General features: G+C 41.8%; 16 protein-coding genes and 1 tRNA gene. 3 read left to right on the forward strand and 14 right to left on the reverse strand.

Annotation, left to right across the window (positions count from 1 at the left end; all coding sequences use genetic code 11):
- Nucleotides 1-45: 45 nt before the first annotated feature.
- The 3 genes from J7Q78_RS05770 to J7Q78_RS05780 all read right to left on the reverse strand — a co-directional run bounded on the left by J7Q78_RS05770 (nt 46) and on the right by J7Q78_RS05780 (nt 2,791).
- Nucleotides 46-1,167 carry an ATP-grasp domain-containing protein gene (locus J7Q78_RS05770; protein ID WP_235688062.1) on the reverse strand — a complete coding sequence of 374 codons (1,122 nt, stop codon included), beginning with the start codon at nt 1,165-1,167 and terminating at the stop codon, nt 46-48.
- A gap of 140 nt (nt 1,168-1,307) precedes the next feature.
- The gene (locus J7Q78_RS05775) at nt 1,308-1,889 is read right to left on the reverse strand and encodes a xanthine phosphoribosyltransferase (RefSeq protein ID WP_154242493.1); all 582 of its coding nucleotides are present in this window, start codon (nt 1,887-1,889) and stop codon (nt 1,308-1,310) included.
- A gap of 230 nt (nt 1,890-2,119) precedes the next feature.
- Entirely contained in the window at nt 2,120-2,791 is a 672-nt protein-coding gene (locus J7Q78_RS05780) for a glycoside hydrolase family 73 protein (RefSeq protein WP_208422026.1), read from the reverse strand.
- A 115-nt stretch (nt 2,792-2,906) separates the two neighbouring features.
- On the opposite strand from J7Q78_RS05780, the gene J7Q78_RS05785 reads away from it, so the two are divergent.
- Nucleotides 2,907-3,935: a Gfo/Idh/MocA family protein gene (locus tag J7Q78_RS05785; RefSeq protein ID WP_173011552.1), complete on the forward strand. Its 1,029-nt coding sequence runs from the start codon at nt 2,907-2,909 to the stop codon at nt 3,933-3,935.
- Between the two features lie 153 nt (nt 3,936-4,088).
- On the opposite strand, the gene J7Q78_RS05790 is transcribed toward J7Q78_RS05785, so the two are convergent.
- Nucleotides 4,089-4,289 (reverse strand): cold-shock protein, encoded by a 201-nt coding sequence (locus tag J7Q78_RS05790; protein WP_004270163.1) that lies wholly within the window; start codon nt 4,287-4,289, stop codon nt 4,089-4,091.
- Nucleotides 4,290-4,599: 310 nt separating this feature from the next.
- Here J7Q78_RS05790 and J7Q78_RS05795 point away from each other — a divergent pair, with 310 nt between their 5' ends.
- Nucleotides 4,600-5,238: a YkyA family protein gene (locus tag J7Q78_RS05795; protein ID WP_208422027.1), complete on the forward strand. Its 639-nt coding sequence runs from the start codon at nt 4,600-4,602 to the stop codon at nt 5,236-5,238.
- A 104-nt stretch (nt 5,239-5,342) separates the two neighbouring features.
- On the opposite strand, the gene J7Q78_RS05800 is transcribed toward J7Q78_RS05795, so the two are convergent.
- Together J7Q78_RS05800 and J7Q78_RS05805 are read right to left on the reverse strand one after the other, a co-directional pair.
- Nucleotides 5,343-5,939 carry an ECF transporter S component gene (locus tag J7Q78_RS05800; RefSeq protein WP_208422028.1) on the reverse strand — a complete coding sequence of 199 codons (597 nt, stop codon included), beginning with the start codon at nt 5,937-5,939 and terminating at the stop codon, nt 5,343-5,345.
- Between the two features lie 122 nt (nt 5,940-6,061).
- Nucleotides 6,062-6,146: transfer RNA gene (locus J7Q78_RS05805), tRNA-Leu, on the reverse strand.
- A gap of 90 nt (nt 6,147-6,236) precedes the next feature.
- Here J7Q78_RS05805 and J7Q78_RS05810 point away from each other — a divergent pair.
- Nucleotides 6,237-6,701 (forward strand): GNAT family N-acetyltransferase, encoded by a 465-nt coding sequence (locus J7Q78_RS05810; protein WP_208422029.1) that lies wholly within the window; start codon nt 6,237-6,239, stop codon nt 6,699-6,701.
- Between the two features lie 40 nt (nt 6,702-6,741).
- Here the strand turns inward: J7Q78_RS05810 and J7Q78_RS05815 are convergent, their stop codons facing one another.
- From J7Q78_RS05815 to rfbD, 8 genes are all read right to left on the reverse strand, one after another.
- Nucleotides 6,742-7,203, reverse strand: a complete 462-nt coding sequence (locus J7Q78_RS05815) for a SprT family protein (RefSeq protein WP_208422030.1) — start codon at nt 7,201-7,203, stop codon at nt 6,742-6,744.
- Nucleotides 7,196-9,373 carry a Tex family protein gene (locus J7Q78_RS05820; protein ID WP_208422031.1) on the reverse strand — a complete coding sequence of 726 codons (2,178 nt, stop codon included), beginning with the start codon at nt 9,371-9,373 and terminating at the stop codon, nt 7,196-7,198. The genes J7Q78_RS05815 and J7Q78_RS05820 overlap by 8 nt, the downstream gene beginning before the upstream one ends.
- A gap of 67 nt (nt 9,374-9,440) precedes the next feature.
- The gene (locus J7Q78_RS05825) at nt 9,441-9,875 is read right to left on the reverse strand and encodes a hypothetical protein (protein ID WP_154242500.1); all 435 of its coding nucleotides are present in this window, start codon (nt 9,873-9,875) and stop codon (nt 9,441-9,443) included.
- A gap of 193 nt (nt 9,876-10,068) precedes the next feature.
- Nucleotides 10,069-12,732: a cation-translocating P-type ATPase gene (locus J7Q78_RS05830; protein ID WP_208422032.1), complete on the reverse strand. Its 2,664-nt coding sequence runs from the start codon at nt 12,730-12,732 to the stop codon at nt 10,069-10,071.
- Between the two features lie 246 nt (nt 12,733-12,978).
- The gene (gene nadE, locus J7Q78_RS05835) at nt 12,979-13,806 is read right to left on the reverse strand and encodes an ammonia-dependent NAD(+) synthetase (protein WP_208422033.1); all 828 of its coding nucleotides are present in this window, start codon (nt 13,804-13,806) and stop codon (nt 12,979-12,981) included.
- A 175-nt stretch (nt 13,807-13,981) separates the two neighbouring features.
- Complete coding sequence (locus J7Q78_RS05840) at nt 13,982-15,460, reverse strand: nicotinate phosphoribosyltransferase (RefSeq protein ID WP_208422034.1); 1,479 nt, start codon at nt 15,458-15,460, stop codon at nt 13,982-13,984.
- 99 nt (nt 15,461-15,559) lie between these two features.
- Nucleotides 15,560-16,363, reverse strand: coding sequence for a glycosyltransferase family 2 protein (locus J7Q78_RS05845; RefSeq protein WP_208422035.1), 804 nt, complete (start codon nt 16,361-16,363; stop codon nt 15,560-15,562).
- Nucleotides 16,364-16,372: 9 nt separating this feature from the next.
- A complete protein-coding gene (gene rfbD / locus J7Q78_RS05850) occupies nt 16,373-17,215 on the reverse strand; it encodes a dTDP-4-dehydrorhamnose reductase (RefSeq protein ID WP_208422036.1) in 843 nt (280 codons plus the stop codon).
- Nucleotides 17,216-17,227 lie beyond the last annotated feature (12 nt).

A 17,227-nucleotide genomic window follows, 5' to 3' on the forward strand; every position in this document is an offset into this window, starting at 1 on the left:
TTCCGGCACGATACGCCGGTAGTCCTCAAGACATTGCCGACAGACTCAGACACTCTGATACAAGTCTGCTGCTTCAAAATTGTCGATTAGTGGTTGAATTGCTTGGCCAGTAGCAGTGACGGAACCAATTTGTTGATGGGCCGTCACGTTGTGCAAATTAAAGTACCAGTCGGGTTTAATCTTCATCTGGGTTTGAATTAATGACCGTTGATTTTCTTGAATCCCTAAAGTCATCCCCGCATTATTGAGTCGTGATGGCCCGACTGCTAATTGACAGATGGCCTTCAAATGATATTCATATTGCGAGAAATTCAAGGTATGGGTCAATACATCGCCCGTTGCGTGCGGTGTTGGCATAATCCGTTTCACATAAATATTCATAGCGGGGGTTAAAAAGAATTCAACCCCAAAGACACCTGTGTAAGCTAGCTTTTCTCCAATTAAATGAGCTAATCGATTGATTTCAGTCGCAACATCTTGATTAATCCGCGCTGGCACAAGCGACATCTTTAAGCGATGATCTTCAAACTCATTTTCAATGACGGGTAATGTCACACACTTCTCATCTTCAGTTTTAACAACCATCACTGATAGTTCTTGTGCATCAGGAATCCAAGATTCTAAAATATAAGACCCTAATCCAAGCGAAGCCTCAATATTTTCAAGGTCACTCGGCTGTTGAATAAAACGTTGATACTGCTTGCCATAACCTTTTTGGATTGGTTTTAAAATACATGGATACCCGATTGAATCAATTGCATCTTGAATATCATTGGCATCGACAACGGTCGCATACGGTGGAATATTGATGTTTAAATCGTTCAAGAAAACTTTTTCGAGGTAGCGATCTTGGGTCACTGACAGCACATTACTGCCTTGTGGTAAATAGTATTGTTGTGCCAATTGTTCGAGCACCATCTCATCTAATAATTCATTCGTGTAGGTCAACACTTGACTAACTTCGCCAAGTTGGACTAATGTTTGATAATCATTGAATTCACCATCAACTTGACTATCAATTATGCGGGCAAAAGCGGTATTTTGCATCTGTGGCGTCACAATGGCGGCTACCCGATACCCCATTTCTTTAGCTTTGATCGCCAACATATAGGCCCGTTGATCATTTCCAATAATTCCGATGGTTTGTCCTGGATAAATAACTGGCATCATATTACCTGCTTTCCTGTTCACCAAACTGTATACCCTTATTATAGCGAATTTAATCACTGTCTGCCTAATACTTTCCTTCATGATAACAAATTCTTAGACAAAAAAAGAGTGCTACTTAGCACTCCGTTTAATAACCGTTATTGATTGTCATCTAAAAAGACCACTTGGCCGTCTTCAAACGCGGCAATTCGTGCTAAAGATTCGACTTGAATCCCCCGTTGATCTAATAATGCGCGTCCTTTTTGGAAAGTTTTTTCGATAACAATGCCAACGCCTTCTAGTTGGGCACCGGCTTCTTCAATAATTGAAAGTAGTCCTTCAACCGCTTGACCATTGGCTAAGAAATCATCAATGACTAAAACACGGTCGTCTGCATTAAGGAACTTCTTCGAAATTGAAATATGGTTGTTCACTTTCTTCGTATATGAATAAACCGTTGCGCTGTACATATTATCTTGTAGTGTTAAACTCTTGTGCTTTCTTGCAAAAACAACGGGAACGTGGAATGCTAAGCCTGCGAAAACTGCAGGTGCAATGCCTGATGATTCAACCGTTAGGATTTTAGTAATCTTCTTATCCTTAAATAAACGTTGGAATTCTTCACCCATAGCAGCCATTAAATCCGGATCCACTTGGTGATTTAAGAAGTTATCGACCTTCAATACGTCTTGACCTAATACTTGACCATCTTTTTTAATGCGTTCCTCTAATAATCGCACACTGAGCTCTCCTTTATCGCATCGTTAAACATCACCACTGATTGTAGTAACGACTAATAATGTTTTCTGAAATTGAATTAAAAATAGATTACCACAAAAAAAGTATCACAACAAGCTCAAATCCAGGTATTCAGCGATTTGAAAAGAGGCAATCACAAAACAGAATTTGTAATGGCCTCTTTTTAAATTAATTAGTCAGAAAGTGTGCATGCTTTGTTTCATAGTATGCGCTATTGATCATATTGATCGAGGTGATACTTCTTAACAAGCTCGATTAACTTCGTTGGATAATCGGGATCAGTCGCATAGCCATCTTGTTGTAATGCATACGCGGCTTGCTCATAATTGGTGGCCGCAATCACGTGTAAATACTGTGTTCGGTTCCAAGAGGTCCCATAAGCAAACAATTGGACATGATCAAGCATTGATTCTTGATAATTGTTATACACTTTAAAACGTGCTGTTGTCGTTACCCACTGCCCATTTAAATATTCCTTAGTCGTCATTTCCTTAGTGTTAGCCGCATCATCGCCCTTGATGCCAAAATAATTATGATATTGCGCAGCAAGGGCGCTCTTTCCCCAATTACTTTCTAAAATGGCTTGTGCTAAAGTGATACTTGGTAAGACATGATATTGCGTCTGTAATTCTTGGGCATAAGGCACCATTTTTTTAATAAACGCTTGTTTTTTAGCTTGACGCGATTGCTGTTCCTGTCTGGCTTGGTTAGCAAGGTCTTCTTGTGTCTTTTGGCCATTATACTGCACCAATAAGACAAGTCCAATACCGAGAATAAATAGACTCACTAAAACGACCACTAACCAATTCGTTGCGTGGCGTCTTTTCTTAGTATAGTAGTTAGCTGTTGGTTTGCGTTTTGCCGTCTTGCGTTTTTTTGCCAATCCTCTGCCTCAACTTTATCTGAATCTATTTCATATTGTACACAAATTTATTCAGAACACCAATCTTTAATTTGTAATCGCTCTTTATTTTTTATTTAGCGCTTTTATTGCTATAATGTTGGCTGTAACCGATTACGATAGTAAAGGACTGATTTTATTGACAACGCTTAACTGGGGAATTATTGGTTTAGGGAACATCGCCACTAGTTTCGCAACTTATTTTAACCAACCGGATGGTCAAATTTATGGGGCTGCTTCTCGTTCACTCGAAAAGGCCCAAGCCTTTGCCGACCAATACCACATTCCACATGCATTTGGCAGTTATGATGCGATGCTTGCTGATGACAACATTGACATTGTCTACATTGCAACCCCCCATAATTACCACTTCGAAAATATTATGGCAAGCCTTGAAGCGGGGAAACACGTCTTCTGTGAAAAAGCGATTACGATGAACCGCCGTGAACTAAATAAAGCCAAGGCCCTGGCTGCCGAAAAGCACTTGGTACTAGCTGAAGCAATGACCATTTATCATATGCCATTGTTTGCCGAAATTGAACGCCAACAAGTTGCTAATCATTTAGGCGCTTTAAAATCAATTCAAGTCTCTTTTGGCAGTTATAAAGAACTTGATGCCAACAACCGCTTCTTCAGCCCAGCACTTGCCGGGGGGGCAATGCTCGATATCGGTGTTTATGCCCTTTCGTTTGCCCGCCGGATGTTAACGGCCAAACCAGAACTCGTGGCGACGCAATGGGTCCCTTCAGAATCAGGGGTCGATCAGCAATCAACCCTACTTTTGAATAACGCCAATCATGAAATGGTGACTGTCACCTTAAACATTCATGCGAAGATGCCTAAACAAGGGGTTCTCGTTTATGAAAATGGCTACGTCACCGTTGACGATTATCCTCGTCCCGACAAAGCCACCCTCACTTTCCCAGATGGGCGCGTTGAAACCATTCAAGCCGGTGATGCAACCAATGCGATGAACTACGAACTCCATGATTTCCAAGAAACAGTGCGCGGGAATCAAGCAAATAGTAGCCTTGAATTATCAAGCGATGTGATGGCCATCATGACAGATGCCCGTGCTGAATGGGGCTTTGTCTATCCATTTGAAAAACGTTCTGATCTCGATTGAGTTATCTAAAAAAACCTGACCGCGTTGGCCAGGTTTTTTTATAGCGCCAAGCACCCTATGCTTCGGCAAAGCCTCCTGAATTTACATCAGCCAATGAAAAAAGGGGCCGCAACAAAATTACTTTTGTCGCGACCCCTAGGTTAATTTTTTAAATTAGTTTTTGTTTACGTTAACAGCTTGTGGGCCGCGGTCGCTTTCTTCGATATCAAAAGAAACGCTTTGACCTTCTTCAAGAGTCTTGTAGCCTTCACCTTGGATAGCTGAGAAATGTACGAATACATCACTACCATCTTCGCGAGTTACAAAGCCGTAACCTTTTTCTGCGTTAAACCATTTTACAGTTCCGTTTTCCATGAGAAAAATCCTCCTTGTGTCGATGACACGTTATAAATTTGTGTATTTCTGGTGGTCCGATGGAAGAAAGTTCTTTTGGAAACATTCGTACCGCAACCATTCAAAAAGTACAAACATAGTGTAACACAGACAACAACCATTGGCAACCATTTGGCAGTAAAAAATAAACCGTTTTCTATCATGGGCAATCAGCATCCACGTTTTAGCCCCATCCGCTTTTATATGTTACATCAGCCCTTAAATAATTTGGCTTTTTGCTTTAATTACGCTAAGATAGCAGTATACCTTTTTCCCATTGGAGTGCTTGCTTATGCTGAAACTATTGAAACGTTTATTACCAATTATCTTCATCGGCGTGAGCCTAGCCGCTTGCCAAAGACCGATGGATACTAAACACCAACTTCAAGCCGATATGCAAACCGTTGAAAATGCAACGAAACAACAACAAGCAGCCCTTTCAACGCTTGAAACAATCGGTGATCCAGTTCCTGATAACTATCTCACGATTCAAAAAAAATATCCTGACGAAAATCTCTTAACGGTTGAAGACACTAAAATCGCGGTAACTGCAGCCAAGCGTGAAGCGGCCTTTCAAAGGCTTAAAGAACAACAAGCGGTGCTCAAACCGGTAATCAAACGCCTTAACAAACTAGTCAAACAAGAAAACGATGAATTGCCAATTGAGCAAGTCAAAGATTTAAATCAAAGTCTCAAGATTTCAACACTTGATTATACAACCTTGGTTACCTTCTACAATGCAGCCACTAAGGCATCTGACGAATTTTACACTGATCATACGGATGCTGATGCCGACGAAGACAGCCTTAAATCACCAATCAATCGTTTAAATCAATATTATAGTTCGGTTTATCAACAAGCTGAAATTGCTAAGGTCAATATGAACACAGTGACGGCCCACGCTAAAAAAGTTCAAAAACAACTGAAATAAAGCTAAAATGAGCTAGACAAAAATGATTTTGTCTAGCTCATTTTTAAATTCAACTATTGATTATTAAAACATGGCGGATTAGTTATTGCGACCCTCACTTATTATTAATGCCGCTTAAAACGCATCAGTGGGGTTGCGACTAATGGTGTCACCACAGCTGCTAAGGTTGCCTCCATTACCGCATTTAACGCAACAACGCTAAGCATCACAATAATTAAATGTGTGGGGTCAGTATGATACATCCCCGCCGCTTGGTGGCCATAGAGCACCCGCGTTAAGCCAATCACTAAAAAGGTATTAACCAAAGCACCGAAGATGCCAGCTAAAGCCATTGCGCCAGTCTTGCGAATTTTAGTTTGATATAAATGTTGGAACGTAAAGCCAGCAATCATCCCCGCCATCAAGCGCGGTAAAATCGCGATTATTGGATTTTGAAAGATTAAAAGCGAAAGCGGATCGCCAGGTGACGTGTATGCTCTAAATAATGAAATCAAACCCCAGATCAACCCTAAAATAGCCCCTTGGCGGGTTCCTAGAATCACAGCACCAATAATGACCGTTAAATGGATGGTTGTCACGGCTGGTAGCCCAGGAATGATATTGATATAACCGACCATCGGAATAAAACTTTGAATGATTAAAAAAGCGGTTAAAATCGCCATAATACTAATTGTGTAAGCTGATGAATTTTTATGTGTCATCCTAACTGACTCCTAAACTGAATTTATTGCTCATTATAGCGATTTGTCCCCATAGTTTCAATTATTTCTATCGAGGGACAAAAAAAGGTAATTCCAATTGGAATTACCTAACTGAATTATGATGCGGGTGAGAAGACTCGAACTTCCACCGGGAAAATTCCCGACAAGATCCTTAATCTTGCGCGTCTGCCATTCCGCCACACCCGCGTAACTTGCTTTATCACTTTAAGCCACGTACATTAGTATAAGAGAAACGACGATTGAAGTCAATTAAAATTTTACTTTGGAGACGATTACATGCCTATTATCCGCGCTAAATTAACCGATATTGCCAAATTAACGACCCTTTATCAACAATTAACAGCTGAAATGCATGCGCTACAACCCGCTAATTACCAAACTGATTACACGCCCGATTTCTTCGCATGGCAACAAATGATAACCGATCCACTGCAAGCGGTCTTTGTCCATCGAAACAAAGATCAGCAAGTCGATGCCTTTTGTCATATCACAACAGCTCAAACAAATCCTTCACCGTTATTTATCGCCCATCGTTTTGCTTATCTCACGACATTGTACGTTGCCCCAGCAGCGCGGCGGCACCGGATAGCTACTGCCCTACTAACACACGCTAAACAATGGCAGCAGACGCAAACCCTCGACTATTTAGAACTAACCGTTTTAGGCAATAACACTGCCGCGTTAGCCCTCTACCACAAACTGGGCTACACCCCTCAGAATCAAACTCTACGAGCCAACTAAAAAACCGGGCCACACCTAAACATAAGTGTGACCCGGTTTTTCATTGACCTTGTGTGGTTTGATAAATGAGTTGTCCACGACACCGCCGACAAACATAGCGGGCCGTATTAATGCGGCGCCGACGCGGATAAACTTGTCCACAATTTGAACACTGATAAATCAAAATTTTAGTCGGTTGCGTTGCCTTTTGGACAGCTGGTGCATAACGTGCACCGCCGACTTGTGCTAGTAATTGTTTAAAATCGGCATCTCGATGACGATAACCACGATGCAATAAATGCAGGTGATAATGACAAAGTTCATGCTTAATCACCCCTTCTAAGGTCTGCACATCGTGTTCCGTCAACATCTTCGGATTAATATCAATATGATGATCCTGTAGATGATAACGCCCACCTGTCGTTTTTAAGCGGCGATTGAAATTCGCTTGATGCCTAAATGGTCGGTTAAAAAACTGTAACGATAACTGCTGAATCAATTCCGTTAAAGCTTGATTAGTCATTTGCTTTTGGGGCTTTCATTGTCAATTGGACGCGTTCCCGTTCTTGATCAACACTCATTACCCAAACCTGCACAACGTCCCCAACTGCAACTTCGTCAGACGGATGCTTAACAAAGTGGTTGGCAAGTTGTGAAATGTGCACCAACCCATCGTGCTTTACCCCAATATCGACAAAGGCGCCGAAATCAAGTACATTGCGGACCGTGCCTTCTAATGCCATATTTGGTTTTAAATCCGCCAAGGTTAAGACATCATGGCGTAATAACGGCGCCGTCATCTGATCGCGCAAATCACGGCCCGGTTTTTGCAAACTGTTTAAGATATCGGTAATTGTTTCAACCCCCACCTCTAATTCAGCTGCTAAAGCCGATACTTGCACTTTGGCAATTGCCGTCTTCAACGCGTCACTTCCTAAAGCATCAACTGTTAGCCCAAATGATTTCAAAATCGCTTTAGCGGTGGGATAACTTTCCGGATGAATGTCAGTATTATCGAGTGGGTTCTCTCCATTGATAATCCGCAAGAATCCGACCGACTGTTCATAAGCTTTAGGCCCTAAGCGCGGTACTTTTTTCAAAGCACTTCGCTTTTGGTAAAGGCCATTTTCATTACGATATTGCACAATATTTTGGGCAGTAGTTGCTGATAACCCGGAGATATGTTGCAAAAGCTGAGGACTAGCCGTATTCAGATTGACCCCGACGCTATTAACGACGTCTTCAATCACGGTATCAAGTTGCACTGTAAGTTCTTTTTGCGCAACATCGTGTTGATATTGTCCGACCCCCACTGCTTGCGGATCAATCTTAATCAATTCGGCCAATGGGTCTTGCAAACGGCGGGCAATACTAATTGCACTCCGTTCTTCAACGTGTAAGTCGGGAAATTCTGCCCGCGCTGCCGCACTTGCAGAATAAACAGAAGCGCCCGCTTCATTGACAATTACATAGAAAATTTCCCGGGAAATAGCTTTCAAACAATTGGCTACGAATTCCTCTGATTCACGACTGGCAGTTCCATTACCGATTGCAATCATTTCGACTTGATATTTCGCTAAGAACGCCGTAAATTCGCTAGCGGCGGCTGCCCGCTTATCGGCATTAGCTGGTTTATGCGGGTAAATGACTAACTTATCTAAGAATTTCCCAGTCCCATCGACAACGGCTAATTTACAGCCCGTCCGGTAGGCAGGATCAAAACCTAACACAACTTTTCCCTTTAGTGGTGGTTGCAATAAGAGATGCTTCAGGTTATCACCAAATACACTAATTGCTTGTTGATCAGCCTTTTCCTTTAGTTGCTTCCGTAATTCACGTTCAATGGCAGGTCCAATGAACCGTTTATAGGCGTCTTCGACAGCGGTTTTGACAATTGTCGCTGATGCAGAATCTGCCCCATGCAATAGATCTTGGCTGATTCGACCGGTAATCACTTGATTGTCAACCTTAATTTTAACTTTCAAAATACCTTCGTTTTCGCCACGATTAATCGCTAAATATTGATGTTGTGCCACCTTCGTTAAATTGGCAGTGAAATCATAATAGATTTGATAGACTTGCTTTTCATCGGCTGCTTCGTCTTTAACCTGACTGATCAACTGACCATTTTGCCAAGTATATTGCCGCACCCAATTTCGATATTTAGCTGTCTCACTGATATTTTCCGCTAAAATTTCGTGAACCCCAGCTAAAACAGCTTCTGGATCGTTGATTTTTTGCTCGGGATTAAGATAAGCTTCAGCTTTTGCTAATAGTGCCGCTTCACTTAAGTTAGGCAAGCCGGCAATGAATTGCGCAAAGGGGTTTAACCCTGCTTCTTTAGCAATCGTTGCTTTCGTCCGGCGTTTTTGTTTATAGGGTAAATACAAATCTTCTAAGGCTTGGAGTTGCGTTGCCGTTTCAATTTGTTGTTTGAGTTTAGGCGTTAATTTGTCTTGTTCGGCGATATTTTTAAGAATATCGGTTTTACGTTTTTCGAGCGTCGTTAAGTATTGATAGGTGCTTTCGATTTCACGAATTTGCACTTCGTCTAAGCTTCCCGTCCGCTCTTTTCGATACCGTGCGACAAACGGGACGGTGTTTCCTTCTTCTAAAAGCCCTAATGTTGCTTTAATTTGTTGTGGTCGGTATTGTGCCAGTTGTTGAATAACGAGTGTTTGAATATCAGGCATTTGACTGAACTCCTTTTGCTTCAATATAAAAAAACAGTCCCCGACTTGGGAACTGTCAACTTTCGCCCTAAGCGATTCTTGAAATATTTTGGATGTATTTAGAAATCCGTTCCGTTGCTTTATCTTGGTTCATTTCTGAAGCAGCAAAAGCTTGCATATCAACGGTTTGATCGTCATGCATGCTTGTAATAAGATCTTCACAGCCTTGAATAAAGTCAGCATAAGCACCGATTAAGCGTTGATTGTTCCCCATCAATCGAGCAGGTGCAGCGACTGTTTTGAATTGGGCTAAGAATTCGTGATATTGATCAACACCATCTCTGAAAATTTGCGCTGTTTTTTGGTAGTCTTGTTCACTCATTTCGGCTAATTTACCATCAGCAACGGCTGCTTTTAAAGGGGTGAAATACTTGCTCATACCTTCTTGTACTTTTTCAGTATTATCGATTAAATCATTGACAGCTTGACCGTATTTGGCAAGCTTTTGTTGCGTTTTATTCATGTCCATCCTCCTAGTTTCCTATGGTTTAGTATACTAATTTCCCAATCGGCTTGCAAGCTTGCGTTTCAACCAAATTTACCAAAATTCAGTTAAAAAACACATTGCACCACAATTTAATCGTTAAATAAAAAAAGCCACCAACAATCATTATTTTTGTCGATGCCTTTTCTATATTAAATAGGTCCTTAAAAGATTATTTAGCCATTCTCCGTTGGAAGAACTTCACAATTTCAACAATCACAATCAATGAGAATGAGGCTGCTAAGACAATCCCCCATTGATAAATATCAAGATGTGATACGTGGAATAGGCCGTTTAAACCAGGCACCATAATCGTTGCAGCTAACAAGAGGAATGACGCTAAAATCGCCCAATTGAAGGCTTTATTCTTGAAAAAGCCAACTGTCAAGATTGATTGGTGAACGGACTTCACGTTAAACGCATGGAAGAGTTGAATCATCCCTAACGTAGCGTAGGCCATCGTTAAGGCGTCAGCATGGGCTAAGCCACTGGCTTGATGTACAGGATACATAATCGCTAAGGCATAAACGCCAAGCGTAATGCCCCCTTCCAAGAGTCCTTGATAGATAATCGCTTGGAACACACCGCCGGAGAAGAAATTTGATTTTCGGCCCCGCGGTTTCTGATTCATAATCCCTGGTTCAGTTGGTTCAACGCCTAACGCAATCGCTGGGAATGTGTCCGTCACTAAGTTAATCCACAAAATATGCACAGGTTGGAGAATTTGCCAGCCTAAAATGGTCATCATAAATAATGTGAGCACTTCACCTAAGTTAGCTGACAATAAATATTGAATTGATTTTTGAATGTTGGCGAAAACTTTGCGCCCTTCTTTAACAGCCACCACAATCGTTGAGAAGTTATCATCAGCCAGCACCATATCACTGGCCCCTTTTGACACTTCTGTCCCGGTAATCCCCATGCCAATACCGATATCAGCGGACTTCAAAGCTGGTGCATCGTTAACCCCATCCCCGGTCATTGCAACCACTTTACCGTGTTTTTGCCAAGCTTTAACAATCCGCACTTTGTGTTCGGGGGCAACCCGTGCATAAACTGCGTATTGACTGACTTTTTTAGCAAAAGTTTCATCATCCATCTGATCGAGTTCCGCCCCGGTCACAACAGCCGCATCGGCATCTTGTTCTGGGGTAATAATCCCTAACCGAAGGGCGATAGCTTCCGCGGTGTCACGATGATCGCCTGTAATCATCAATGTCCGAATCCCTGCTGAATGAGCATCCGTCACGGCTTGTTTAGCTTCTGGTCGTTCTGGATCAATCATCCCGACTAACCCGGCAAAGATTAAATCATTTTCAATCGTCGAATCAATTGTCGCTGGTAATGTAGCTAATGGTTTATATGCTAACGCCAAGACACGCAATGCTTGTTTGGCTAAATCATGATTCGTCTTAAGTAAGAATTGGCGTTCATCTTCGTCTAGCGGTTGCACTTCACCATTGGCATCAATAAAGTGGCTTACCCGTTTCAGTAATTCGTCCGGTGCCCCCTTGGTTGCCATCAATAATTGGCCATCCTTGGCTTGATGAATGGTCGTCATCAGTTTTCGTTCTGAATCAAATGGTACTTCACCTACGCGTGGTTTTGCTGCTAACGCATCTTGAATGACGAGGCCTTTATCACGGCCATAAGCAATTAAAGCTGTTTCGGTTGGATCGCCAATTAGTTGGCCATCTTCTGTGATTTTCGTATCATTGGCGAGATTCATAATGCTCAAAGCTAAATCATCGCTTGCCAAGTCAGCCGATGCTTCTTGCAATTGATTATTTGTAAAAATTTTTTCAACCGTCATTTGGTTCATAGTTAACGTTCCTGTTTTGTCGGACGCAATAATGTCGGTACTTCCAAGGGTTTCCACCGCCGGCAACTTCCGCACCAATGCGTTTCGTTTAACCATCTTCTGGGTCCCAAGGGCTAAAATAACCGTCACAATTGCTGGTAACCCTTCAGGAATCGCAGCAACCGCTAATGAAATAGCAGTTAATAACATATTAATTGGTGATTGCGCGTGTCGTAAATAGCCAACCACAAACACAACGGCCGCAATGATTAAAATCATAATCGTCAAACTTTTACCAAGTTGGCTTAAGTTCATTTGTAATGGTGTTGTTGTTTCACCAGCTTGATTTAACATCCCAGCGATTTTACCAACTTCAGTTTGCATCCCAGTGCCTGTCACAACCCCGACACCACGCCCGTAAGTCACATTACTATTCATAAACGCCATATTGGTGCGATCGCCAATCCCACTTTCAGGATCGGTTAACGCTGCAACTGTCTTGTCGACTGGCACCGATTCACCTGTCAAAGCTGATTCTTCAATCTTCAAGGCAGCTGATTCTAACAAGCGTAAATCAGCGGGGACAATATCGCCCGCCTCTAGCAACACAATATCGCCAACAACCAAGTCTTCACTCTTGATTTTAACAATCTGGCCGTTACGGCGCACGTGTGCGTCTGGTGTCGCCATCTCTTTTAAAGCATCAATTGCTTGTTCCGCTTTAGCTTCTTGAAAAACACCGAAAATAGCATTTAAGATGACAACGGCGAGGATAATAATCGCATCTGGCCATTCATGGGCTAAAAAACCAGCAATCATCGCCGCTACTAATAAGACGATAATCATGAAATCTTTAAACTGCTCTAAAAAGCGAACGAATAAACTTTTTCGTTTCGTCGCAGTCAACTGATTACGCCCGTATTTAGCGCGTCGTTCAGCGACTTGGTCTTGCGTTAGCCCATCCGTCGTTGTGGCTAAACGCTTTAAAGTCTCATCCGTTGATTGTGTAAAGAATGAACTTGGTTGATCTGTCATTATCGTACCTCCTATAGATAGATTTCGGGGTAAAAAAAGAGACTTATCGAGAATTCAAAGAATCCCCCATAAGTCTCACTAATTAAGATAACACCAGAATATTGCCTTGTTGGTGGCGTTATCGCAGACAAGCTGCTAGTTACTCCCTTATCGTTAAGCTAATTATAAGGCATACCCAATCTAAAACGCAAGCAAAACGGTATTCTGACAGCCAATTTGTTTAGCCGCTAAACAAGTTTCAGCCGACTACCGCCAAAATTCATCGAAAACGGTAATTGGTAAATGCCGTTTGTGCGCTGTCTTTTGATACCAATTTTCAATCTTGACCGCAGCTTCTTCTGCTACTTCACGACCTTCTAAATAATCATCAATCTGATCATAGGTCACACCAAGGGCCAATTCATCTGGCAATGCTGGACGATCTTCTTCAAGATCAGCCGTTGGAGTTTTTTCATACAAATATTTAGGCGCATTTAATTCCGCTAACATCGCCTTACCTTGACGTTTATCTAATCTGAAAATCGGCACAAGGTCCGCACCACCATCACCGAACTTTGTGTAAAAGCCGGTAACCGACTCAGCAGAATGATCCGTTCCTAAAACTGCCCCCTTCGTTTCACCAGCGATGCCATATTGCGCAATCATCCGTACCCGCGCCTTAATATTTCCCTTATTAAAGTCACTGACTGCCACTTCGGTTGCTGCAAGTGCTTGAACCATTGCATCCACCGTGGCTTTAATATTCACCCGGCGAACTTGATCCGCTTGCATGAAATCAATAGCAGCCATTGCATCCGATTCATCTGCTTGTTCACCATACGGTAATCGAACCGCAATGAATTGATAACTGTCATCGCCCGTTTCAGCACGCATCTCGCGGACTGCTTGTTCAGCTAAAGCGCCGACTAATGTCGAATCTTGTCCCCCAGAAATGCCAAGTACGTAGGTTTTTAGAAAGGTATTCTTCTTTAAATAATCCTTCAAGAAATCAACCGACCGCCGAATTTCTTTTTTCGGGTCGATTGTGGGTTGGGTCTTTAAGGCTGCGATAATTTCAGCTTGTAAAGGTCTCATGATTAATACCGCCTTTTTTTATTGTTAAATGACTTCTAAACTATTTAAAAGCTAACCGTTGAATGAACCACTCTGATTTTGGAAACATGCTTCCTTCAACAGCTTTTTCCGTCTAGCTATGTCCGGCAAATAAGCGCTAATGCACTTATTCACTAGACTTCGCTATACTCAAAAGCTAACCGTTGAATGAACCACTCTGATTTTGGACTTCTTCTTTGACTCTTCTGATTTGGGCCATTTTGTGGTCCCATGTACGTTGAGAGAGGTCCACTGGGTAATCTTGTGGATTTAAGTCGCGCTTATATTCATCCCATAATGAATCAAGATTTTCACTACAAAACTTCTTAATTGCACCGAGTTCAGGCAATTTATAAACCCGTTTCCCGCGTTCAAAAATCGTCCGCAAAATAGGTCGCGCATTAAAGTCGGTCACGGTTTTATTGATGTAAGTATAATTGGGATGGAACATATAGATTGAATCTTGTTCCAATGGATCTTCATCCCAAAGCGTAATGTAATCCCCTTCAGATTTACCATCGACTTTTTTAGTGATCCGCCAGACTTGCTTCCGCCCTGGTGTGGAGACTTTTTCAACATTACTTGAAAGCTTGATGGTATCGACCATCTTACCATCATTGTTTTCGATTGAAACGAGCTTATAAACTGCCCCTAACGCTGGTTGATCATAAGCCGTAATCAATTTCGTTCCAACACCCCAAACATCAATTTTGGCTTCTTGCATCTTCAAGTTTTGGATAGTCTTTTCATCTAAATCATTGGAAGCATAAACTTTGGCGTCTGTAAAACCAGCTTCATCTAATTGTTGACGAACCCGCTTGGAAATGTATGCCATATCACCACTATCAATCCGTACCCCTTGGAAATTAATCTTGCTACCAAATTCCTTAGCGACCCGAATGGCACTAGGGACCCCACTTTTAAGGGTGTCATACGTATCAACCAAAAAGACACAATCATGATGTGTTTCAGCATACGCGCGAAATGCTTCGTAGTCATTGCGATAGACCTGTACTAGCGAATGAGCATGCGTCCCACTAGCGGGAATACCGAAAATTTTAGAAGCCCGCACATTACTTGTAGCGTCAAAGCCACCGATGTAAGCGGCCCGCGTCCCCCATAAAGCAGCGTCCATTTCTTGAGCACGACGCGTACCGAATTCTAAAAGGGGATCCTTACCAACGACGGATTTAATCCGCGCAGCTTTAGTGGCAATTAGTGTTTGATAATTGATAATGTTTAATAATGCCGTTTCAATCAACTGACATTGTGCCAATGGCCCTTCAATTTGTAGAATCGGTTCATTGCCAAAGACCAATTCGCCCTCAACAGCTGAGCGAATTGTTAAATCAAAATCAAGATTGGCTAAATAATCAAGAAAATCAGCCGGATACCCTACTTCATCACGCAGATAAGCGATATCACTTTCAGTGAAGTGCAAATTTTCTAAATAATTCACAATATGTTCTAAACCTGCAAAAATTGCATAACCATTTTCAAATGGTAATTTTCTGAAATAACATTCGAAAACTGCGGTGCGATTGTGCAAGTCCTTTTTAAAATAAGTAAGCATCATATTCAACTGATACAAGTCTGTATGCAACAAAAGACTGTCATCAGGGTATAAGTTTGACATGTTAAGCTCCTAATTAGAGATATATTTGGTATAACTATATCATAAAATAAAAGATGCATACAAAAAAAGACAGTCGAAAACCGTCTTTTTTGCTTGAGGTTAGAAGAAACGCCAACCCCATTTATTAAAATACTGCGCCATGGACTTCAAGAAGATCTTAAAGCCTTTTAAACTGCGATGGGATGCCATTCCATAAAAATGGGTCACAACTGCGTCTGGTACATATAAAATCGAATGGCCGCTTTGATTAATTCGATCACAAAGATCATTATCTTCAAAATACATAAAGAAGCGCTCATCAAAACCATCAATAGCGCGAATTACAGCCGTTCGCGTAAACATAAACGCGCCGGACCCGTATCGAATCACTTGCCGTTGATCCGTTAAATCCCGACATTCATAAGCTGCTAACCGTTTCTCAAAAAGCTTCTTAACCCACTTAAAAGGGACAAAGCGTAGCATGTAATCGAATACGTCTAGCTTTCGCCGGACTAAATGTTGCGTTGTTCCATCTGGGCCGACGATCTTCGGCGTTAACATCCCTAAACTATCATTAGCATCTTGATCCGCTAAAATCCGATACATTTGTTTAAATGCATTTTCATTTAAAATGATATCCGGATTGCAAATCAGAAAATAATCGGATTCTGTCAGTTTCAGGTTGGCATTATGCCCATGACCGAACCCACGATTCTCTTGGCCTTCAATGATTTCAACGTCATCTGCAGCATAGGCTTTTAATTGCGCCAAATACTCAGGCGTTGAACCATTATCGTGCACCAATACTTTGACTGGGTATTGCCCCAAGACAGTTGCCTTGATACTATCTAACGTCTTAAAGACGTATTGACTATTATAGGTCACAATACTAATCGTCACCGTTTTATCCAGATTATTACTCATCATCTCATCCTAATCAATTTTTGCCATAAATTTTTGTAATGCCACTTGCCATGTTGGTACTTCAAAACCAGTTGCCTTGATCTTCGTCAAGTCCATGATTGAATGTCTTGGTCGGAATGCTTTTTGTGGATATTCCGCCGACGTCACAGGACTCACTTCTACATCTCTATCCTTCAGAATTTCGCGTGCAAATTCGTACCAAGTACATGAATTATCGTTTGATAATTGATACAAGCCATAAGGGACGTTGTTTTGCACAGCGTATAACATGAATTCAGCCAATGTTCGCGTCCATGTTGGGCGACCGACTTGATCACTCACAACCGTCAAATGATCGTGGGTCTTAGCAAGATTCAACATTGTATAAACAAAGTTCTTGCCATATTCACCAAAGACCCATGAGGTCCGGATAATATAGTATTTGCTCATCGTGTTGGCAACTGCTTTTTCGCCAGCTAATTTGGTTCGCCCATATTCGTTCTTAGGTGCTGCTGGTGTTTCCTCTGTGTACATTTGGTCGTTCGTCCCATCGAAGACATAATCGGTACTAATGTAAACTAACGTTGCGCCGATTGCTTCAGCCGCATTCGCGATGTTTTGAGTGCCCACAACATTCACTTTATAGTTGATTGACTTACCTGGTTCTTCTTCAGCCGCATCGACAGCTGTATAAGCAGCACAGTGATAAACCAATTCCGGCTTATTCTTTTCGAAGTAAGTTGTGACTGCCGCTGCATCAGTAATATCTAACTCAGTAGCATCTGTCCCCACGTATTCAATTTGATTTTCATCTAATAAGTGCCGTAATTCAGTGCCTAATTGACCATTAGCACCGGTGATTAAAATTTTCATGAGTGATCTCCT

Origin of the sequence: Latilactobacillus fragifolii (assembly GCF_905332535.1) — a bacterium.
Lineage (GTDB): Bacteria > Bacillota > Bacilli > Lactobacillales > Lactobacillaceae > Latilactobacillus > Latilactobacillus fragifolii.